Raw genomic sequence first — 21,128 nt, 5'->3', positions numbered from 1 at the left:
GCTCAGGCCCCTTCCTCGGAGAGCCGCAGGGGCGGTGTGTTCTGCGCGTCGAGCGCGCGCGCCACGGCCTGCAGAAAACGGTGCTGGAAGATGCGCTTGTCGAAGCCGCTGGCGTGCTTGCGCAGCGCCTCCACGTCGAAGCGGTGCTCGCCGGCCTCGCAGGCGCGGACGGCGCGCTCCAGGGCCTCGTTGCTCTGCTCGTCGAACAGCACGCCGGTCTGGCCGTGCACGATGGTGTCGAGCGCGCCGCCCTTGCCGTAGGCGATCACCGGGGCACCGCTGGCCATGGCCTCCACCGGCACGATGCCGAAGTCCTCCAGGCCCGGGAACACCAGCGCCTTGCAGGTTTCCAGCTTGTCCTTGACCACGCCGAAGGGCTGGCGCCCCATCAGCTGCACGTTGGGGCCGGCGATGGCCTTGAGGCGCTCGAACAGCTCCCCCTCGCCGATCACCACCAGGGGCAGGCCCAGGCGGTTGAACACCTCCACCACCATGTCGGCCCGCTTGTAGGGCACGAGCTGGCCCAGGCAGAGGTAGAAGTCGCCGCGCTCGCGGCGGTGGTCGAAGGCCGTCACGTTGACCGGCGGAAACACCACCTCGGCCTCGCGCCGGTAGAACTTGCGGATGCGCGAGGCCACGAAGCTGGAGTTGGCGACAAAGTGGTCCACGCGGTCGGCCGATGCCCGGTCCCACACGCGCAGCCAGTGCGCCACCCATGGGAACAGCGCCCGCACGACCCGGCCCGCACCGCTCAGATACGCGGGGTACATGTCCCACACGTAGCGCATGGGCGAGTGGCAGTAGCAGACGTGCAGCGCGTCCGGCCGCGTGACCACGCCCTTGGCCGGCCCGGATTCGCTGCTGATCACCAGGTCGTAGGCCGTCAGATCCAGCTGCTCCAGCGCCACCGGCATCAGGGGCAGGTACTTCTGGTAGTGCTTAGTCGCGCCCGGCAGGCGGGCGATGAAGGTGGTGATGACCTTGCCCTTGAAGCCCGCGCCCAGGGTCTGGCGCACCAGGGCCTCGTCGCAGACGTGCACGAACAGATCGGCTTCTGGGTAGAGCTCGGCGATGGCGGCCACCACGGCCTCGCCGCCGCGGTTGCTGAGCCACCAGTAGTGGACGATGGCGACCTTCATCGGCTGATGACGGCCCGCAGCGGCGTCTCGGGCGGTGCGGCCCGGGGCGCGGTGGCGCGCCCGTAGCTGTCCTCGAAACGCACGATGTCGTCTTCGCCCAGGTAACTGCCCGACTGCACCTCGATCATTTCCAGCTCCATCTTTCCAGGGTTGTGCAGGCGGTGCAGCTCGCCCACCGGGATGTAGGTGGACTGGTTCTCCGACAGCAGGAAGGTGTCCTGGCCGCGCGTGACTTCGGCCGTGCCCTTGACCACGATCCAGTGTTCGGCGCGGTGGTGGTGCATCTGCAGGCTCAGGCTGGCGCCGGGCTTGACGCCGATGCGCTTGACCTGGAAGCGCTCGCCCAGGTCGATGCTGTCGTACCAGCCCCAGGGGCGGGCCACCTTGCGGTGGGTCAGGGCCTCGGTGCGCTGCAGGTCCTGCAGCTTCGCGACGATGTCCTTGACCTGTTCGACGCAGTCCTTGTGGGCGACCAGCAGCGCGTCGGGCGTGTCGATGATCAGCAGGTCCCGGGTGCCCAGCGCGACCACCGGCCGGTGGGGTGCGTGGATATAGGTGTCGTGTGCCCCGTGGGTCAGGCCCTGGCCCTGCACGCGGTTGCCGTCGGCGTCGGCGGGGGTCAGGTCGGCCACGGCGTTCCAGCTGCCCACGTCGCTCCAGGCGCCCGGGTAGGGCACCACGGCCACATCGTCGTGGTGTTCCATGACCGCGTAGTCGATGCTCTGCGAGCGGCAGGCCGCGAACTCGGGCGCGCTGGGGGTGATCCACTGCGGCGCCGCACCCGGCGCCGGCGGCGTCATCGCGGCGGGCGGCGCGGGCAGGGCCTTGCGGCAGCTGGCCAGGATGTCGGGGGCGTGGCGCTCCAGCGCCCGCAGGAGCACGCTGGCGCGGCAGAGAAAGATGCCGGCGTTCCAGAGCACGCCACCGCCCAGCAGCAGCGCCTGCGCGGCCTCGGCCTGCGGTTTCTCGATGAAGCGCTGCACCTGCAGCGCGCCGTCCGGGCGCTGCAGGCCCTGGCGGATGTAGCCGTAGGCGGTGCTGGGAAAGCTGGGCACGATGCCGAAGGTGACGATGGCGCCACCCTCGGCCGCGGCCACGCCCTCGTTCACCGTGCGCGCGAAGGCCGCGCTGTCGGGGATGTGCTGGTCGGCCGGGCAGAACAGCAGCAGCGCCTCGGGCTGGCCGTTGTCGGTGGCCTGCAGCGCGGCCAGGGCCATGGCCGCCGCCGTGTTGCGACTGGAAGGTTCCAGGATGGCCTGGGTGCCCGCCGGCACACCGCGCAGCGCGTCGGCGACCATGAAGCGGTGGCCCTCGGACGCCACCACCATGAGCTGCGGCCCGAGGCCAGCCACCCGCTGCAGGGTGAGCTGCAGCAGGCTCTGGCCCTCGATCAGCGGCACGAACTGCTTGGGAAAGCTTTTGCGGCTCAGCGGCCACAGGCGGGTGCCGGAGCCGCCGCAGAGGATGACGGGAGTGATCATGGTGCGGTGCAGGTCAGGGTGGATGAAGGCGGTGTCGCGGGTCGGGCGTGAGGGCGGGTTCAGACGGCGCCCTCCTGCTTGAGCACCACCCGCACGGTGCGCAGCATGATCACGAGGTCGTACCAGAGCGACCAGTTGCGCACGTACCAGGCGTCGAAGCGGATGCGGGAGCCGTAGGTGGTGTCGCTGCGCCCGCTCACCTGCCAGAGCCCGGTCATGCCGGGGCGGGAGGTCAGGTAATAGACAACGTCCTTGCCGTAGCGCGCCAGCTCGTCGTGGATGAGGGGGCGCGGGCCCACCAGGCTCATTTCACCGACCAGCACGTTCCAGAGCTGGGGCAGTTCGTCCAGGCTGGTGCGGCGCAGGAAGGCGCCGATCTTGCTGATGCGCGGGTCGTTCCGGAGCTTGAAGTCCCGCTCCCACTCGGCGCGGGCGGCCGGGTCGCTGGCCAGCAGCTTCTTCAGCTCCTCCTGGGCGTTGACCACCATGGAGCGGAACTTGTAGCACTTGAACGGCTTGCCGTGCTGACCGACGCGCACATGGCCGAAGAAGGGGCTGCCGCCGTCGCGCGAGATCTTCCAGGCGAAGTAGGCGAACAGGGGCGAGAGCACAAGCAGCAGCGAGGCCGAACCGACGATGTCCATGGTCCGCTTGAGGAACTGCGGCCCCCGGCGGTGCAGGTTGTTGCGGGCTCGCAGGAACAGCACGTCGTGGCTGAAGAGGTGGGACACCTCCATGCCGTACATCGGCAGGTCGCCCAGGGCGGGCACCATCACGAGGTCGTCGCGGGTGTGCATGAGCTCCTGCGAGAGCTCGCGCAGCCAGTTGTTGTCGCGGATGCCGAGCACGCCGACCAGCTGGTAGTCACCGGGCCGGGCCAGGAACTCCCGGACGGCCGGCGTGAGCGCGGTGGGCGCCACCACATGGCCGTTCTTGAACGCCACCAGGCGCTCGCCCGGGTGGGGGCAGACCACCGCGACGGGGTGGTAGCCCAGCAGCGGCTCGCTGGCGAGGGCGGTGGCGGCCTTCTCGACGTCGTCGGGATGGCCGATCAGCACATAGGGCTGGGTCAGCAGGCCGGCGCGCAGCAGGCGCTGGCGGATGGCCAGGCGCGCCAGCGGCAGGCTCACCAGAATGAGCAGCCAGGTGGCGCCCGTCCAGAGGCGCGACAGCGGCCACTGGGCGGTGTAGATGATCATGGCGTCGATCAGCGCGGCGCAGATCACCACCTGGATGATCTGCCGCGCCTCGCCCCACCAGGGCTTGCGGCGGTGGGCGGTGTAGTGGCCCTGCACGGCGCCCATCCAGCCGATCATGGCCAGCGCGATGACCATGAACAGGGTGAGGCGCAGCTGGCCGTTGTCCGCCCACCAGACATTCAGCGCCTGCGGCAGGGTGGCCTCACCGCGCAGCCAGGCCGGCAGGCGGCCTGCGACAAAGCAGCACCACAGCACGCCGAGGTCGGTGAGCATCAGCCGGGCGCCGACCCAGCGCTGGCGCTGGCCGAGCTTGGCCCAGGGCGCCAGGCTGCGCGCCAGGTCGTGCTCGTTGTACATCGAGACAACGGTGTCGCCGGCGCCCTCGGTGGAGGGTGGGTGGGCTGGCGAAACTTGCGGCAAAGGCGATGGAAGGGCGTTCATGGCACCTCGTTGTCCAGCGGACCAGTGGGCGGGGGGAGGACCTCCGGGAAACAGCAAGCTTCAGGCCAGTTTGCTGCCGGAGTGATAGCAGTATTGGTGAATAAGGCTCAATTTGCTGCGATGCAGCATGCAACTTGAGTAACACATCGTTCTAACAGGGAAAACGATGGGGTTTGGCGCTGGAATGCTGGTCGGGCCTGATCTGCGAGCCGACAAACGGTCGGCAATGCGCCCGACCCGTCAGCGGGTGGCGGGTCTGTGTCACCCAAAAAACGTGCAAAAAAACACGTTTGGGCCCCTATTGCGGGCGCCGCTGCGTCAATTGGTGCGTCGGCGAGGGCGGGCAGCGGGCACGGCGTGGTGCCCGGGCCGCGTCACTTGAACGGGTTCAGGGTGTCGAGGATGTCGCGGAACAGCGAGTCGCGCAGCGCGGTGCGGCTGGCGTTGCGCTTGACCACGATCACGTCGTCGGACTGGATGGCGGGGTCGGGCACCTCGCCGGAGCGGATCTTCTCCAGGTCGAACACCGCCGGCTCCGACGGCTGGCCCCGGGTGTTGCGGAACAGCATGATCTCGTTGAGCTCGGCGTACTGCGCGCCGCCGCCGGCCAGCGCCAGGGCGCGCAGCAGCGTGAGCGGCCCCGTCACCGGGTAGATGCCTGGCTTGGCGACCGCCCCCTCGATGGTGATGCGCTGGGTGGTGAACTCCTTGATGAACAGCGAGACCTGCGGGTTCTGGAGGTAGTTCTCGCGGTACTTGCTGGCCAGCAGGGCCTCGGCCTGCTGGGCCGTCAGTCCGGCCAGCTGCACCGAGCCGATCAGCGGCAGCGAGACGGCGCCGGTGGCGTTCACCCGCACCGAGCGCTTCATGTCGGGCACGCCGAAGACGTCGAACTCCAGCAGGTCGTTGGCGCCGATGCGGTAGTCCGGGGTGACGCCGGCGAGCGAATTCAGCGGCGCCACCTCGCCCGGTACGGGGGTGGGCGTCGCGTCCGTCCTGGCGCCGATGGCCGGCGGGCTGTCGGTGGACACGGGGCGGGACGGCTGCCGGCTGCTGTCCACGGGGGTCTGCAGCGGTTCCTGCAGCGGCGGTTGCTGGGGCGTCTGGGCGAAGGCCGTGCCCACGACGACCGGGCCCAGCAGCGCCCACAGGCGGGGAGAAGCCCTGTGGTGCAGCGGGCGGGCCGGGGTTCCGATGGTGCAAGGAGGGATGTGGTTGATGTCCATGTGTTCCTGGTTTCCCTGAGCTCCTGTGCGCCAGCCGGTCGAGGACGTGCGGGCGCGTCCGTGTCGGGGCCCGTGCGCAGCGGGCACGGCAGGAGAAGCAAGACCAAGGCCAGGAAACGGCGCTGTGGTCTTTTGACTGCGCGCGATCATGGCACACCGGCTTTGCGTGCAGATGGCGCTGTTTCGATTGCAAACAGAAGTTGCGTGGAGTGGCCGGTGGTGTTGCACTCCGGCGTGCGGTTGCGGCGGGTGTGCGCCGCTTCAGAGGGTGGTGATGTCGGTCTGCACCGGCCAGGCCGGCGCAGCGCCGGCACCATGGGCCGACGGGCCGAACTCGTGTTGCAGCACCATGGTGTAGCGCCCGGGACGGTCGCTGCACAGGCGGTAGGCCTGTCCCGCCGCCTGCAGCGTGACGCCAGGCTCGGGTGCGGCGCGCACCTGCCACTGCTCGACGTCCGGTGAACGCAGCCGCAGGGTGACGCAGAAGCCCCGCTTCATGTTCGAGAGCACCACCAGGCGCTGCTGGCCGCCGAGCGAGCCGTCGGCGCCGCTGGTGAGCTGCGGCGGGTGGCTGTTTTCCAGCACGCGCATCACTGGGGGGATGACGATGCGGAAATCCAGTGCGCCGCTGGCGGTGGGCGCCGAGGACGCCCACTGCGCTTCCCCCTGGCTGGCCGCGGGGGCCAGCACCAGACCCAGGCTGACAGCCAGGGCGGAAAAGCGGCGGTATGCGGGCTTCATGCCCGCTGTATCGGCACCCCGGCCGCGGACTTGACCGCTTCCTGATGTGCGGCGTCAGCGGGGCCGCTGCACCGGCAGGCTCAGGCGGGTGGTCTCGCGCAGGCGCAGGTCGATCGTGACCTGTCCGTCGTCGACCACGCTCCAGGGCAGGGGCAGGGTGTCGTTGCGCACGCTCACCGTGCGCGGGCCGGCGGCCACGAAGGGGAAGCTGAAGCGGCCCTGCGCGTCGGTGCGCACCGCATACCGGTTGTCCAGCGCGACGGTGACGCCGGGCACCCCGGTTTCGCTGGCGTCCTGCGTGCCGCTGGCGTTGGCGTCGAAGTACACGATGCCTTCGATGCGGCCGCCCCCTTCCTGCGGCCGGCCGCCCAGCGGGACATCGCGGCTGCCGGCCTCGTCCTCGTACCGCAGCACCAGCAGGAAGCTGCGGTCGCTGTTGCCGGTGGTCGTCGTGGGCAGCGGCGCCAGCGGGTCCAGCGGCTGGCGCACTGGCGCCTGGCCGATCGCGCGGGTGTACTGGCCGCTGATGCTCCAGTGGCGGTTCAGGCGCCACTGGGCGCCCAGGTTCAGGTTGTGGCGCTGCTGGCCGTTGTCGCGCCGCTCGGTGCCGAGCTGGCCGCGCAGGTCGGCGCCGTTGCTCAGCGGGGCCTGCAGCGCAAGCGCGCCGGACCAGAAACCGTCGCTGTCCTGGGCGGCGGCGTAGCGGCCCACGCCCAGGGTGGACGAGAGGGTCCAGCCCAGCGGCACGGCCCATTCCTGGTCGTAACTCAGCACCCGTGCGGGGCCTTGCAGGTCGGCGCCACCGGCCAGTTCGAGCCGCCACCCGCTCTGGCCCCAGTCGTTGGCGCGGCGCCAGTCGGCGAAGCTGTTCCAAGCCTGGCCGTCGAAACGGCGCAGCGCGGCGCCGGCGCTGAACTGGTTGTCCCGGTCGATGCGCCAGCGCGCGCTGGCCGAGGCGTAGCTGCCGTTGCCCACCCGGCCGCTGACCGAGCGCAACCAGTCGTAGGAGGCGTCTGCCGACCACTGGCGGGTGCGCCACTGGCTGCGCAGGGTGGCGCCCTGCACGTCGGACGGCATGGCCTGCGCGGCCCAGCTCAGGCCGGGGTCGAGCCGGTACAGGCTCAGGCCGTGCTGGCGCGGGCCCTCGTCCCATTCGCTGTCGATCCAGGCGCCCTGGGCGCTCACGCCTCCCGCGCTGGTGCGGCTGCTCACCAGCTGGGCCTGGCTGCGGTGGCTGGCGCTGTCCCGCCGCAGGGCGAGGTGACTGGCGTCGGCGTCGGTGCGCCCCGAGGGGTTGTCCAGCGTGGCGCTGGTGAGCACATCGGTGGCGCGTTCGTGCTGCAGGGCGAACGTCCAGCCGTCGGGCTCGGTGCCGCGCGCGCCGGGGCTGCGCCACTGCGCGCCGGCCAGATGGCGCTGCCCGCCCAGGCCCTGGAACCCGGTCACCGGCTGGCTGGTGAGCTGGCCGGGTTCGCCGCCCGCAGCCAGCAACTGCAGCCCCTGTCCCGTGTGTGTCCACTGACCACTGATCCCGCGCAGCTGGGTGCTGGGCAGCAGCACGCGCGAGGGCAGGCGCGAGAGATCGGTGGCGGGGGCGGTGATCACGCCCAATTCGTGGTCGCCGGTCCAGCCGCCGGGCAGCGGCAGGATGCGCTGGCGCAGCGTCAGGGTGTATTCGCGCGGGCTGGGCGAGACGCTGCCGTCCATGGACAGCATGCCGTGGTTGGGGGTTTCGATCAGGCCCTCCAGGGCGTAGGCCAGGCGGGCGCGGCGCGAGGTGTCAAAGGCCTGGTTGCCGAGCCGGGTCTCCAGGCGCAGGTAGCGCGGCCAGCCGCCGCGGTCGTAGTCGTTCTGGCCGTCGTTCTCGTCGGCCAGCGGCGCCAGGCCTTCGATGACCCGGTCCTCGTACGGCGCAGGAGCGGGGGCGTTGGCGGCGGTCTGCGCCTGCGCCGGGGCAGCGCCCAGCGACAGGGCGCCCGCCAGCAGCCACCCGCCCCGGGTCATGGGGCGAAACTCGCGTCCAGCGGCAGCTTGTTCTTGCCGGATTCCAGCTGGCCCCGGACCTTGATCGGGAAGCGCAGCGTGGGCGCGCTCTTGCCGTCGACCGCCACCGGCGTGAGGGCGATGCGACGGGTCTCGCCGGGCAGGACGGGCAGGTCGGCGGGCGACATCTCGGCGCGCTGGCCCGTGGTGTCGGTGGCGTCCAGGAAGCCTTCCAGCCGGCCGGTGGCGCTGCCGGTGTTGCGCACCTGCACGATGGCGATGGGCAGGCCATTGGACTGGACGGTCTCGGTGCCGGCGATCGACAGGACCGGGGCCACGTCGCCGATGGCGGCGTAGACGATCACGCCGATGCGCCCGCCGACGGGGAAGCTGACCGCGCCCTCGACCTTGGCGGCTTCCAGGCCCTCGACCATGATGGCGAAGCGGCACTCGCGCGCGGGGGTGCCGGCCGGCGGCGCGATCTCGAAGCGGTAGCGGTAGCGGGCCCCGGGCTGCAGGGTCAGCTCGCGCCGCTCGATTGCCACCCAGGGGCGGCAGCTGTCTGGGGCCAGCTCGTTCGTGAACGCGACCTGGTGGTCGGCGTCGAGCGTCCAGTCGTTGGTGTAGATGCGGTAGTTGCCGGGGGTGCGGCCCACGTGCTGGATTTCCAGCACCTGGCGCAGCGGCTGGCCGGCCGCGGTCTTGACCTCGAAGCGCGGCGGCGAGATGAAGGCGGCAAAGCCCTGGGCCCAGGCCAGCGCGGGCAGCAGGGCGAGCACACAGAAAGAGGCAAGGCGGCGCATGTCGGCGGGTCAGTCGGTGTCGAACTCGAAGTGAAAGTTCAGGCGGCGGCTGGCGCTCAGCCAGTCGGGGCCGGAGCGCAGGCGCACCTGCATCTGGTCGCGCAGGCTGTCGGAGCCGATGGTGCCGGCCCATACCAGCGCGCGCTCGCCCGACACCAGGCGGCCCGAGCGCAGCGGGCCATTGGTGGTCCAGACGGCTTCGATGGATGCGGCCTGGTCGAGCGGCAGCACCATGTAGATGCGGCCGCTGCGGCCCACCCATTCGCGGGTGTCGATGTGCAGGTGCACGCGGACCCAGGTTTCCATGCCGCCGTCGCGGTCGCCCGGGGTCTGCGGCAGCCACTCCATCTGCGCGGTGGGCGGCGTGGTGTGGCTCAGCGAGTCGTCCAGGCGGTGGGTGCCTGCGCCTGCGGTGGTGCAGGCCAAGGCCACCAACGGCGCCAGCAGCTTGAACACGTTCATGGGCTGCTCAGGGTGTAGGTCACCCGGCCGTTGTAGGTGCCGGCGGCGCGGATGGCGCTGTTGGCGTAGCTGAACGTGTGGCAGTTCTCTATATAGGTATTGGCCGGGACCGTGGCCAGGGTCTGGGTGGCGCCGTTGAAGGTGCCGGCCGAAATCACGTTGGGGGCGCTGCTGCCCGCTGCCGAGACGGTCCAGCTGATCTGGCTGAACGGAATGGTGTCGCCGGCCGCGTTGGTCAGGCTGGCGGGCGAAGTCACCCGCAGCGTGGCGCTGGCGGGGCCGTTGCCGGGATTGCTGCGCCGGTAGGAGGCGCCGATGATCACCTGTGTGGACGGTGTCGGGCAGGTGCTGTACCCGTCCCCGTAGAGGCTGGTGGACTGCGTGCTGTTGCTGGTCATGGCCTGCGGTGTGCCCGACAGCAGCTGGGCGGCGGTGAGGTTGGCGCTGACCAGGTTGACCGTGCCGTTGTTGCCGTCGGCGGTGCCGTTGCCGACGTGCAGGAACACCCGGCGCGAGGCCGCGGCCACGGTGAGGGACCAGGCCTGTGCGGGCAGCGCATGCAGACCGGCGCTCACCACCAGACCAGCGCCGATCAGGCGCAGCAGGAAAGGTGGCGGGGCGGTGTTCATGGCGGTATTGTGTGCCGCCACCGGTGCCGTGGAAACCGGGGGGCGGTCGCCCACCGGCTCAGGTCGGCCGGCGGTCGGTCGGCGCGGGCGCCGGGTCAGGGCATGGCCGCGGTGTAGGTCACGCGGCCGTTGGTGGTGCCGTAGGTGCCCGGAGCGACCACGGCCGAGTTGGCGTAGCTGAAGGTCCAGTTGGCCGAGCGGTCGGTGATCTTGGTGCCCGACGACAGGGTGACGTTGCTGGCCACGCCGGCGCCGGTCAGGGGGATGGCCGGGCTGGGCAGGGCCGCCAGGCTGGAGGTGGCCGTGATCTGCGACCAGGGAATGGTGTCGGCTGTGCCGTTGGTCAGGGCGCCGGTGGTGTTGGCGGTCAGGGTGATCTGGCCGTTGTTGCCCACCACGCGCACCGGGACCACGTTGCCGGTGATGGCGCCCGCGGCGGCGCCCGTGCCGATGGCCGAGGGGTTGCTGCTGTAGTCGAAGGTCACCGTGTCGATGGTGGAGTTGGCGGTCAGGCCGGCGGCGCCGGTGCCCACACCCAGGAACAGCACGCGCGGGACCACGATGCGGAAATCCAGACGGGCGCTGGCATCACCGGTGCCGACGGTCAGCTGCGACTCGGCCGATGCGAGCAGGGGGGTGGCCAGGGCCAGGGCCAGGGCGGACTTGAGGATCAGGGAAGACTTGTTCACGACGTTTCCTTCTTCAGGGTTGCGCAGCGCCGATGAACACTTTCTGATGCCATCGTCCCGCTGCCGAGCAGGCCGCACTGTACGCAGCCGACTCCCTGGAGCCAAGAGACAAGGCGGGAAAAAATCACGCTTTTCAAAGACTTGGCGCTCATTGGCGACCCAACGGTCGAGCACCGGCGACCAGCGGTATCAAAAAGAGCTCAAGTTTTGGATCGGTTCGCCGAGCCGACACTTTGGTTAACAAGATGTCCCAGCGGCAGCGCGCTGCTGGCCTTGACCTCACCGAGCGAAAAGCTGGTGTGCAGGTCTTTCACGTTGGGCAGGTGGATCAGCACTTCGCGCGCGAAGCGGCTGAACTCGGCCAGGTCGGGGCACACCACCTGCAGCTCGAAGGTGCCCGAGCCGCTGATGTAGTGGCAGCTGACGATCTCCGGGATCTGCCGGATCGCCTTCTCCATCTGGCTCAGCGCGTCGCCGCTGTTGCGCTCGGCGTCCAGCCGCACGAAAGCCAGCACGCCCAGGCCGATCTTGTTGCGGTTGAGCTCGGCCCGGTAGCCGGTGATGAAGCCAGCGTCCTCCAGCGCCCGCACCCGCCGCCAGCAGGGCGCCGCCGACAGGCCGACCCGGTTGGCCAGTTCGGCGTTGGTCAGACGACCGTCTGCCTGCAGTTCGTTCAGGATGGCCAGGTCGAACTTGTCCAGTGTTTCCATGGGCTTGTATTTGAAGAAAGATTCTTTCTTGAATATCGCAAAACCGGGCACGAAAAGCAAACACCTGTCGGCGACCGGGGCATACACTGAGCGGCAAACTGGCACCAGCCTACCCGGCTGTCTGTTGGTCACCGATCCGCCCACAAGGCGGGCATTTCCACCGCCGCAGGAGACAACAAGATGAACGCCCCACTGCCCGAGCACATCCGCCGCGCGCTCGAAACCGTCACGCTCGACGACAAGTACGCCCTGGATCACGGGCCCGCCTTCATGAGCGGCGTCCAGGCCCTGGTGAAGCTGCCGATGCTGCAGCGCCAGCGCGATGCCATGGTCGGCAAGAACACCGCGGGGTTCATCAGCGGTTACCGGGGCTCGCCGCTGGGCGGCTACGACCAGGCGCTGCAGAAGGCCGCGCCTTACCTGAAGCAGCAGAACGTGGTGTTCCAGCCCGGGGTCAACGAGGAGCTTGCGGCCACGGCGGTCTGGGGCACGCAGCAGCTGGGTTTCGCGCCCCCTCGCTCCAACAAATTCGACGGTGTGTTCGGCATCTGGTACGGCAAGGGCCCGGGCGTGGACCGCTGCTCCGATGTGTTCAAGCACGCCAACATGGCCGGCACCACGCCCTGGGGCGGCGTGATCGCGGTGGCCGGCGACGACCACGTGGCCAAGAGTTCCACGGCGGCCCACCAGAGCGACCACATCTTCAAGGCCTGTGGCCTGCCGGTGTTCTTCCCGTCCACGGTGCAGGAGATTCTCGACCTGGGCCTGCACGCCTTCGCGATGAGCCGTTTCAGCGGCGTGTGGACCGGCATGAAGACGATCCAGGAGATCGTCGAGTCCAGCGCCACGGCCATGATCGACCCGGAGCGCGTGCAGATCGTGATTCCCGAATTCGACATGCCGCCGGGCGGCCTGCACATCCGCTGGCCCGATGCGGCGCTGGACCAGGAGGCGCGGCTGTTCGACTACAAGTGGTACGCGGCGCTGGCCTATGTGCGCGCCAACAGGCTCAACCACAACGTGATCGCCGGCCCGAACGACCGCTTCGGGCTGATCGCCAGCGGCAAGGCCTTCAACGACACGCGCCAGGCCCTGCTCGACCTGGGCCTGGACGACGCCACCTGCCGCCAGCTCGGCATCCGCCTGCACAAGGTGGCCGTGGTGTGGCCGCTGGAGGCGGGCATCACACGCGAGTTCGCGACCGGGCTGCGCGAGATCCTGGTGGTGGAAGAGAAGCGCCAGGTCATCGAATACCAGCTCAAGGAAGAGCTCTACAACTGGCGGCCGGACGTGCGTCCGAACGTGCTGGGCAAGTTCGACGAGGTCGAGGGCGACTACTCGGGCGGCGAGTGGAGCCGCCCCAACCCCAGTGGCAACCAGCTGCTGCGCGCGAACGCCGACCTGAACCCGGCCCTGATCGCGCGCGCCATCGCCCGGCGCCTGAAGAAGCTGGGCATTCCCTCGGACATCGAGGCCCGCATCGACGCACAGTTGGCCATCCTTGACGCGCAGGAGCGCTCCACCCAGACCCTGCTGGCCGGGGCCTCGGCCGACGCCAACCGCCAGCCCTGGTTCTGCTCCGGCTGCCCGCACAACACCTCGACCCGCGTGCCCGAGGGCTCGCGCGCCATGGCCGGCATCGGCTGCCATTTCATGACCATCTGGATGGACCGCGCCACCGTTGGCTTCACCCAGATGGGCGGCGAGGGCGTGCCCTGGGTGGGCCAGCAGCCGTTCAGCAGCGACCAGCACATGTTCGCCAACCTGGGCGACGGCACCTACTTCCACAGCGGCCTGCTGGCGGTGCGCCAGAGCATCGCCGCGGGCGTGAACATCACCTACAAGATCCTCTACAACGACGCGGTCGCCATGACCGGCGGCCAGCAGGTGGGCGAGCGGCCCGAGGGCCACAGCGTGGTGCAGATCGCGCAGAGCATGCGCGCCGAGGGCGCGGTCAAGATCACCATCGTCACCGACGAGCCAGAGAAGTACGCGGCGGTGCAGGGGCTGCCCAGCGGCATCGCCATCCAGCACCGCGACACGCTGGACGCCGTGCAGCGCGAGTTCCGCGAGATCAAGGGCACCACGGTCATCATCTACGACCAGACCTGCGCCACCGAAAAGCGCCGCCGCCGCAAGCGCGGCACCATGGCCGAGCCGGACAAGCGGGTGGTGATCAACGAACTGGTCTGCGAGGGTTGTGGCGATTGCGGCGAACAGAGCAACTGCCTCTCCGTGGAGCCGCTGGAGACCGAGTTCGGCCGCAAGCGGCGCATCAACCAGAGCAGCTGCAACAAGGACTTCTCCTGCGTCAAGGGCTTCTGCCCCAGCTTCGTGACCGTGCAGGGCGGCCAGCTGCGCAAGAAGGACAAGAAGGGCGCGGCCCTGGCCTGGTCCGGCGCCGAGCCGCCGCTGCCACGATTGCCCCAGCTGACCGACGAGGCCTGGGGCATCGTGGTGGCTGGCGTGGGCGGCACGGGCGTCATCACCATCGGCCAGCTGTTGGGCATGGCCGCGCACATCGAAGGCAAGGGCATCGTCACGCAGGACGCAGCGGGGCTGGCGCAGAAGGGCGGCGCGACCTGGAGCCATGTGCTCATCGGTGCCAGCCAGGACCACATCCGCACCACGCGCGTGGGCACGGCCTCGGCCGACCTGGTCATAGGCTGCGACCCCCTGGTGGCCGCCGGCAAGGAGACGCTGCAGCGTCTGCGCGCCGGCCGCAGCCACGTGGCCCTGAACACCAGCGCCACTCCCACGGCCGCGTTCGTGAAGAATCCGCAGTGGCAGAACCCGGCGCAGGCCTGCGTGGATTCGCTGGTCGCCGCGCTGGGCGATGCCGCGGTTGGCCGCTTCGACGCCGAAGCCGCTGCCACGCGCCTGATGGGCGACTCGATCTACACCAACCCGATGATGCTGGGCTACGCGTGGCAGAAGGGCTGGGTGCCGCTCGGGCTGGCGTCGCTGATGCGCGCCATCGAGCTCAATGCGGTGCAGGTGGAGAAGAACAAGCAGGCCTTCGAATGGGGTCGCCGCGCCGCCCACGACCCGCAGGTCATGGCCACTCTGCTGGCGCCGATCACCCCGGCGCAGGTGATCCAGTTCAAGAAGCGCGACAGCGTCGAGGAGCTGGTGGCCCGTCGCGTCGAGTTCCTCACCGGTTACCAGAACGCCGCCTACGCCCAGACCTACCAGGACTTCGTGGAGAAGGTGCGCCAGGCCGAAAGCCGCCTGGGCAAGACGGCGCTGACCGAGGCGGTGGCGCGCTACCTGTTCAAGCTGATGGCCTACAAGGACGAATACGAGGTGGCGCGCCTGCACACCGACCCGGCCTTCCAGGCACAAATCGCCGCGCAGTTCGAAGGCGACTACCGCCTGCAGCTGCACCTGGCGCCGCCGCTGTTCGCGAAGACGAACGACAGGGGCGAACTGATCAAGCAGACCTATGGTCCCTGGATGCTCAAGGCCATGGCGGTGCTGGCCCGCTTCAAGGGCCTGCGCGGCACCGCGCTGGACATCTTCGGCCGCACGGAGGAACGGCGCACCGAGCGCGAACTGATCGTGCAGTACCGCGCCGACGTCGAGGGCCTGCTGGCCAGCTTGACCGCCGATTCCCACGCCCTGGCCCTGGAGGTCGCGCGCCTGCCCGAGCAGATTCGCGGCTACGGCCACGTCAAGGCGCGGCACCTGGCGGCCGTGCTGACCCGGCGCGAGCAGCTGCTGACCCAGTGGCGCGACAGCGCCGCGGGTGTGCCACTCAGCCGGGCCGCCTGAGCCTGACTTCTCGTCCGGCCAATCGCCCCCGGTCGCCGGCCGGGGGAGGCCGCGACTTACAATGACCGGTTCCGCCGCAAGGCCCGGCTGGGTGCGCCCTCCGGGCCTTCGGTTTGTCCCCTGACCTTTTCGTTGGAGACCGTCCCGTGTTCATTTCCTCTGCTTATGCCCAGGCCGCCGCTGGCGCCGGTGACACCCAGAGCACCCTGATCAGCATGCTGCCCCTGGTGCTGATGTTCGTGGTGCTGTACTTCGTGATGATCCGGCCCCAGATGAAGCGCCAGAAGGAGCACAAGGCCATGATCGAAGCGCTGGCCAAGGGCGACGAGATCGTCACCGCCGGCGGCTTCCTGGGCAAGGTGTCCAAGATCGGCGAAACCTACATTGGCGTGGAACTCGCCAGCGGCATGGAGGTCCAGATGCAGCGCACCGCGGTGGTCCAGGTGCTGCCCAAGGGAACCATCAAGTAACCAGCCGGCGCCGAAGGCCCTGACATGAACCGTTATCCGCTCTGGAAGTACCTGATCATCGCGGTCACGCTGGTGATCGGGGTGCTGTATTCGCTGCCCAACCTGTTCGGCGAATCGCCGGCGGTGCAGGTCTCTGCCGCCCGCTCTTCCGTCAAGGTCGATGAGACCACGTTGACGCGTGTGGAGCAGGCCCTGGGGCGCGAGAACCTGGCGCCCACGCTGATCCAGCTGGAGGGTGGCTCGGTCAGGGCCCGTTTCGATTCCACCGACAACCAGCTCAAGGCCCGCGACGCCATTGAGCGAACGCTCAACCCCGATTCGGCCAACCCGGGTTTTGTGGTGGCACTGAACCTGGTGCCGCGCACGCCCGCCTGGCTGGCCAGCATCGGCGCTGCGCCGATGTACCTCGGTCTGGACCTGCGCGGTGGCGTGCACTTCATGCTGCAGGTCGACATGCCGGCGGCGCTGCAGCGCAAGGCCGATGTGCTGGCCTCAGACCTGCGCACCGCGCTGCGCGAGAAGAATGTGCGCCACGGTGGTATTCAGCGCAGTGCGACGACCATCGAATTGCGAGCCCGCGACGAGGCGACGGCCACGGCCATCGAAAACCTGATCGCCGACCAGTTCGCCGATCTGCAGGTGGTGCGCACACCGGACGGCGCCGAATTCCGCCTCGCCGCCACGCTCAAGCCTCAGGCTGCGCTCGCGGTGCAGTCCCAGGCGGTCAAGCAGAACATCACCACGCTGCACAACCGGATCAACGAGCTCGGCGTGGCCGAACCGGTGATTCAGCAGCAGGGCGCCGACCGCATCGTGGTGCAGCTGCCCGGCGTGCAGGATACTGCCAAGGCCAAGGACATCCTGGGCCGCACAGCGACCCTGGAGCTGCGCCTGGTGGACGAAAGCACGGAAGGCCTGGCGGCCGAGAGCGGCTCCGGCATGGTGCCCTTCGGCTCCGAGAAGTACCTCGAGCGCAACGGCCGCCCGGTGATCGTCAAGCGCGAGGTGTTGCTCACGGGCGAGAACCTCACCGACGCGCAGGCCGGCTTCGACGACCAGCAGCAGCCGGCGGTGCACCTGACGCTCGACGGCAAGGGCGCACGCATCTTCCGCGACGTGACGCGCGAGAACATCAACAAGCGCATGGCCATCATCCTGTTCGAGAAGGGCAAGGGTGAGGTGGTGACGGCTCCGGTGATCCGCTCCGAGATCGGCGGCGGTCGCGTGCAGATCTCCGGCAGCATGACGACGGTCGAAGCCAACGACACCGCGCTGCTGCTGCGCGCCGGTTCGCTGGCAGCGCCGATGGAAATCATCGAAGAGCGCACCATCGGCCCGAGCCTGGGCAAGGAAAACATCGAACGAGGCTTCAACAGCGTGATCTGGGGCTTCGTCGTGATCGTCGCCTTCATGTGCACCTACTACATGCTGTTCGGCGTGTTCTCCAGCCTGGCGCTGGGCTTCAACCTGGTGCTGCTGGTGGCGGTGCTGTCGATGCTGCAGGCCACGCTGACGCTGCCGGGCATTGCGGCCATGGCGCTGGCGCTGGGCATGGCCATCGACGCCAACGTGCTGATCAACGAGCGGGTGCGCGAAGAGCTGCGCAACGGCTCCTCGCCGCAGACGGCGATCAACATCGGCTATGACCACGCCTGGGGCACGATCCTGGACTCGAACGTCACCTCGTTGATCGCCGGTATCGCGCTGCTGATCTTCGGCTCCGGCCCGGTGCGCGGCTTTGCCGTGGTGCACTGCATCGGCATCCTGACCAGCATGTTCTCGGCCGTGGTGTTCTCGCGCGGCCTGGTCAATCTTTGGTACGGCCGGCAAAAGAAACTCAAGAGCGTGTCCATCGGCACGGTGTGGCGCCCCGAGGGCGGTGGTGCGGTGGCCAAGGCCGACTGACCGGAGAGACCAAGATGGAACTGTTTCGCATCCGCAAGGACATCCCGTTCATGCGCCACGCGCTGGTGCTCAACGCGATTTCGGCCATCACCTTTGTGCTGGCGGTGTTCTTTCTGGTCGCCCGTGGCCTGAACCTGTCGGTGGAGTTCACCGGCGGCACCGTGATGGAGGTGGCCTACCAGCAGCCGGCCGATCTGGAGTCCGTCCGTTCTGTGATCGAGGGGCTGGGCTACGCAGAGGTGCCGGTGCAGAACTTCGGCACCTCCCAGGACGTGCTGCTGCGCCTGCCCGCCCGGGAGGGGCTCAGTTCCGGCCAGCAGAGCGAGGCGGTCATGGCCGCGCTGAAGGCGCAGGACCCCGCAGTCCAGCTGCGCCGCACCGAGTTTGTCGGCCCGCAGGTCGGGCAGGAGCTGGTCGAGCATGGCCTGATGGCGCTGGGCCTGGTGATCGTGGGCATCATGATTTATCTGGCGGTGCGCTTCGAGTGGAAGTACGCGGTGTCGGCCATCATCGCCAACCTGCACGACGTGGTCATCATTCTGGGCTTCTTCGCCTTTTTTCAGTGGGAGTTCTCGCTCGCGGTGCTGGCGGCCGTACTGGCTGTTCTGGGCTACTCGGTCAACGAATCTGTTGTTATTTTTGATCGCATCCGTGAAACATTTCGCCGTCAGCGCAAGATGTCCACGGTCCAGATCATCGACCGCGCCATCACCTCGACCATCAGCCGGACCATCATCACCCACGGTTCGACCCAGATCATGGTGTTGTCCATGCTGCTGTTCGGTGGCCCGACGCTGCACTACTTCGCCATGGCGCTGACCATCGGTATCCTGTTCGGCATCTATTCTTCAGTGTTCGTGGCCGCGGCCATTGCCATGTGGCTGGGAATCAAGCGCGAAGACCTGATCAAGACGTCCAGCAAGCCGGCATCGGGCGATCCGGACGATCCGAACAGCGGAGCGGTGGTCTGAGCTTCCGAGGTCGGTCTGCGCTCTTGATCCGGGCGAAGAGCCTGGGTTGAAGAGAAATGTGAGTGTTGTCTTTCGTGTCATACTGACTTCCTGTGGCAACCCCCGATCAGCATGTTTCGTCTCTGGCCAAGCAGGCGCGTGAACTCTTCGTGGTTCATGTGGGACGGGCCCTGCCCGAACTCGTCAAGACCGCCGAAAACCGGTTGACGGCCATCCTGGATCAGGCCGGCCCGGTGCGTGAAATGCAGGAGCGCCGCGACGCGTGGTCCGCTTTCCAGAAGGCCCAGGGCGTGTGGCTCAACCAGAGTCGCAAGGCCTTGCAGCGAACCCTGCTGCCCCGCACCGCTTCCCCGCACTCCGGACAGGCGCCTCTGACCGGCCGTCTGGAGTTGTTGGCCGAGGGCGCAATCGACGATCAGATCCTGGCTTCTCGCCTGGCCATGCGTGTGCTGGAGCAGGTGTCCACCGAACTCAACGAGCTGCGGCTGCGCATTCAGCACCTGGAGAAGCGGCAAGAGCTGCCTAGAGGTGATGTGTTGCTGCCGGATGTGGTGTGTCGCATTCTGGTGGACCAGTGGCTGGATGTGCAGATGACCCGTGAGGCCTGGGCACTGGTGCAGGACGCCGTTTCGCCGATGTTGGCGAAGTCGATGCTGGAAGCCTACAAGGCCGCCAACGAGTTTCTCGTGTCCAGCGGCGTGATGAAGGAGATCGACTTGCAGGCGCTGGTCAAGCGTGCGCCCGGCAGTCGGTCACCAGTGCCTGCTTCTGGCCGTGACATGGCACCGGAAGCGCCTGCTGCCGGGACGAGCTGGGGGCGGTCGTCGGGGCACGCCTCGATGGGCGCTGGTGCGTTCTCCCACGGCGAGTCAGGCGGAGGTCTCGGCACTGGCGGTTCTGGAGGCAGCTCCTTCGCGGGCGCCCCTGCCACGGGTCGTGCGCCCACGGGCATGGGGGTTCATGACGAAACCCGCATGATGACCCATTCGTCGCCGCTGGCGAGAGCCAGGATGAGGGCGCAGGGTGTTGTGGGGCGCCTGCGGCGCCTGCTGGCTGACAAGATTGGCGGCGATTTCGAGGCCACGCAGCTGTTGCCTTCCTCTCCGCGGCTTCAGCAGGCCATGATGGACGTGGTCCCGATCCCGATACCGGATGTGGTCACCACCGGCTCCGGTGCTATTCGGTCGGTCGCACCCCCCATGGACCACTCGCATGTGGCGCAGGCAGCCACCGTCCTGCGCCAGCGCACGGCCGAGCTCAAGCAGGCAGCTTCGACGCCCTCCGAAAAAGCCACCATTGAGGTGGTGGCCCTGATGTTCCAGAGCATCCTGGCGGAGGAGCGGATTCCTCCCAGCGTGCGGGTCTGGTTCGCGCGCTTGCAGATTCCCGTGTTGCGTGTGGCCTTGGCCGAACCCGAGTTCTTCAGCGCACTGCAGCATCCGGCGCGCCGGCTCATCGATCGGATGGGATCCTGTGTGCTCGGTTTCGAGTCCAATGTCAGCTCCGTGGCGCTGGAGGCAGAGATCAAACGGGTGGTGCAGGTGATCGAGCAGTACCCCGAAACCGGTCGCCGGGTGTTCCAGCTGGTGCTGGACGAGTTCCAGAAATTCTTGTCCACCTATCTCAGCGAACAGGGCGGCGCCAGCCGCTTTGTCAGCGTTGCGCAGCAGGTGGAGCAGAAGGAAACGCTGTCGGTGCAGTACACCATCGAGCTGCGCAAGCTGCTGGACGACATCACCGTGCGGGAAGAGGTGCGCGAGTTTCTGTTCAAGGTCTGGGTCGAGGTGCTGGCCGTCGCCAGCGTCAAGTACGGCGTCAAGCACGAAGAAACCGCCTCACTCAAGCGGGTGGCCTCCGACCTGCTCTGGGCGGCCAGTGCCAAGCCCAACCGCAATGATCGGGCGCGCGTCATCCAGCAGCTGCCGGGTTTGCTGCAGCGGCTGCGCCAGGGCATGAGCCTGCTGGGATACTCGCCCAGCACGCAGGATGGATACATCAAATCCGTGAGCGACACGCTGGCCGATGCCTTCATGTCGCGCACCGAAGCCATCTCGCAGGAAAGCCTGGACAAGTTGTCTGAGCGCCTGACGAATCTGGAGGACTACCTGCCCGACAGCGGCGTCGGCGACCTCGACCTGGACAACGAGAGCATCGAGATGATCACAGGGGTCGATGCCGCCAATATCGAGGTGATTCGACAGGGTGGGAGTCAACCCACCGAAGCCATGGGGGCCTGGGCACAAGAGCTGCAGATCGGTTCCTGGTTTGGCCTCGATCACAACGGCAAGCTCAACAGCGTGCAGTTTGCCTGGCGAAGCGAACGGGGGCAGCTGTACCTGTTCGTGACGAGCGTGGGTCGGTGCTTCCTGATCCAGGCCACGCGCGTGGCCGCCTACCTCCAGGCTGGCCTGCTGGTGCCCAGCGAGGATGAGGCACTGACCGTGCGCGCGACCCGAGACGCGTTGGCCAAACTCGACGCCAACCCCGAGCGACTGCTCGGCTGAG

Annotated in this window: 16 protein-coding genes; 5 read left to right on the top strand and 11 right to left on the bottom strand. The window is 68.4% G+C overall.

Features of this window, described 5'->3' with window-relative positions; genetic code table 11:
* Positions 1 to 2: 2 nt before the first annotated feature.
* The 11 genes from ACFOPI_RS00190 to ACFOPI_RS00140 all read right to left on the bottom strand — a co-directional run bounded on the left by ACFOPI_RS00190 (position 3) and on the right by ACFOPI_RS00140 (position 11,503).
* Complete coding sequence (locus ACFOPI_RS00190) at positions 3 to 1,139, bottom strand: glycosyltransferase (protein WP_382169571.1); 1,137 nt, start codon at positions 1,137 to 1,139, stop codon at positions 3 to 5.
* Positions 1,136 to 2,620, bottom strand: coding sequence for a mannose-1-phosphate guanylyltransferase/mannose-6-phosphate isomerase (locus ACFOPI_RS00185; RefSeq protein ID WP_382169570.1), 1,485 nt, complete (start codon positions 2,618 to 2,620; stop codon positions 1,136 to 1,138). The genes ACFOPI_RS00190 and ACFOPI_RS00185 overlap by 4 nt, the downstream gene beginning before the upstream one ends.
* 59 nt (positions 2,621 to 2,679) lie before the next feature.
* Positions 2,680 to 4,092 (bottom strand): undecaprenyl-phosphate galactose phosphotransferase WbaP, encoded by a 1,413-nt coding sequence (gene wbaP, locus ACFOPI_RS00180; RefSeq protein WP_382170908.1) that lies wholly within the window; start codon positions 4,090 to 4,092, stop codon positions 2,680 to 2,682.
* A 542-nt stretch (positions 4,093 to 4,634) separates the two neighbouring features.
* A complete protein-coding gene (locus ACFOPI_RS00175; protein WP_382169568.1) occupies positions 4,635 to 5,486 on the bottom strand; it encodes a polysaccharide biosynthesis/export family protein in 852 nt (283 codons plus the stop codon).
* Positions 5,487 to 5,747: 261 nt separating this feature from the next.
* On the bottom strand, positions 5,748 to 6,227 hold the full coding sequence (locus tag ACFOPI_RS00170) for a hypothetical protein (RefSeq protein ID WP_382169566.1): 480 nt from the start codon (positions 6,225 to 6,227) through the stop codon (positions 5,748 to 5,750).
* A 54-nt stretch (positions 6,228 to 6,281) separates the two neighbouring features.
* Positions 6,282 to 8,231: an SdrD B-like domain-containing protein gene (locus tag ACFOPI_RS00165; protein ID WP_382169564.1), complete on the bottom strand. Its 1,950-nt coding sequence runs from the start codon at positions 8,229 to 8,231 to the stop codon at positions 6,282 to 6,284.
* A complete protein-coding gene (locus ACFOPI_RS00160; RefSeq protein ID WP_382169562.1) occupies positions 8,228 to 9,013 on the bottom strand; it encodes a COG1470 family protein in 786 nt (261 codons plus the stop codon). The genes ACFOPI_RS00165 and ACFOPI_RS00160 overlap by 4 nt, the downstream gene beginning before the upstream one ends.
* Before the next feature lie 9 nt (positions 9,014 to 9,022).
* Positions 9,023 to 9,475 (bottom strand): hypothetical protein, encoded by a 453-nt coding sequence (locus tag ACFOPI_RS00155; protein WP_382169560.1) that lies wholly within the window; start codon positions 9,473 to 9,475, stop codon positions 9,023 to 9,025.
* Complete coding sequence (locus ACFOPI_RS00150; protein WP_382169558.1) at positions 9,472 to 10,104, bottom strand: hypothetical protein; 633 nt, start codon at positions 10,102 to 10,104, stop codon at positions 9,472 to 9,474. Before ACFOPI_RS00150 ends, ACFOPI_RS00155 begins: the two co-directional genes overlap by 4 nt.
* A gap of 95 nt (positions 10,105 to 10,199) precedes the next feature.
* Complete coding sequence (locus tag ACFOPI_RS00145; protein WP_382169556.1) at positions 10,200 to 10,793, bottom strand: hypothetical protein; 594 nt, start codon at positions 10,791 to 10,793, stop codon at positions 10,200 to 10,202.
* Positions 10,794 to 10,993: 200 nt separating this feature from the next.
* Complete coding sequence (locus ACFOPI_RS00140) at positions 10,994 to 11,503, bottom strand: Lrp/AsnC family transcriptional regulator (protein WP_382169554.1); 510 nt, start codon at positions 11,501 to 11,503, stop codon at positions 10,994 to 10,996.
* 180 nt (positions 11,504 to 11,683) lie between these two features.
* Between ACFOPI_RS00140 and ACFOPI_RS00135 the strand changes: the two genes are divergently transcribed.
* From ACFOPI_RS00135 to ACFOPI_RS00115, 5 genes are all read left to right on the top strand, one after another.
* The gene (locus tag ACFOPI_RS00135; RefSeq protein ID WP_382169553.1) at positions 11,684 to 15,277 is read left to right on the top strand and encodes an indolepyruvate ferredoxin oxidoreductase family protein; all 3,594 of its coding nucleotides are present in this window, start codon (positions 11,684 to 11,686) and stop codon (positions 15,275 to 15,277) included.
* Positions 15,278 to 15,423: 146 nt separating this feature from the next.
* The gene (gene yajC / locus ACFOPI_RS00130; RefSeq protein WP_382169551.1) at positions 15,424 to 15,747 is read left to right on the top strand and encodes a preprotein translocase subunit YajC; all 324 of its coding nucleotides are present in this window, start codon (positions 15,424 to 15,426) and stop codon (positions 15,745 to 15,747) included.
* Positions 15,748 to 15,771: 24 nt separating this feature from the next.
* A complete protein-coding gene (gene secD / locus ACFOPI_RS00125) occupies positions 15,772 to 17,652 on the top strand; it encodes a protein translocase subunit SecD (protein ID WP_382169549.1) in 1,881 nt (626 codons plus the stop codon).
* Between the two features lie 14 nt (positions 17,653 to 17,666).
* Positions 17,667 to 18,623, top strand: coding sequence for a protein translocase subunit SecF (gene secF, locus ACFOPI_RS00120; protein WP_382169547.1), 957 nt, complete (start codon positions 17,667 to 17,669; stop codon positions 18,621 to 18,623).
* Positions 18,624 to 18,715: 92 nt separating this feature from the next.
* Entirely contained in the window at positions 18,716 to 21,127 is a 2,412-nt protein-coding gene (locus tag ACFOPI_RS00115; protein ID WP_382169545.1) for a DUF1631 family protein, read from the top strand.
* Position 21,128: the final 1 nt, after the last annotated feature.

The sequence above is a fragment of the Hydrogenophaga luteola genome (genome assembly GCF_042648585.1).
In the GTDB taxonomy this organism is placed as follows: Bacteria; Pseudomonadota; Gammaproteobacteria; order Burkholderiales; family Burkholderiaceae_C; genus Hydrogenophaga; species Hydrogenophaga luteola.
This window is presented reverse-complemented; position numbering and strand designations above follow the sequence as displayed.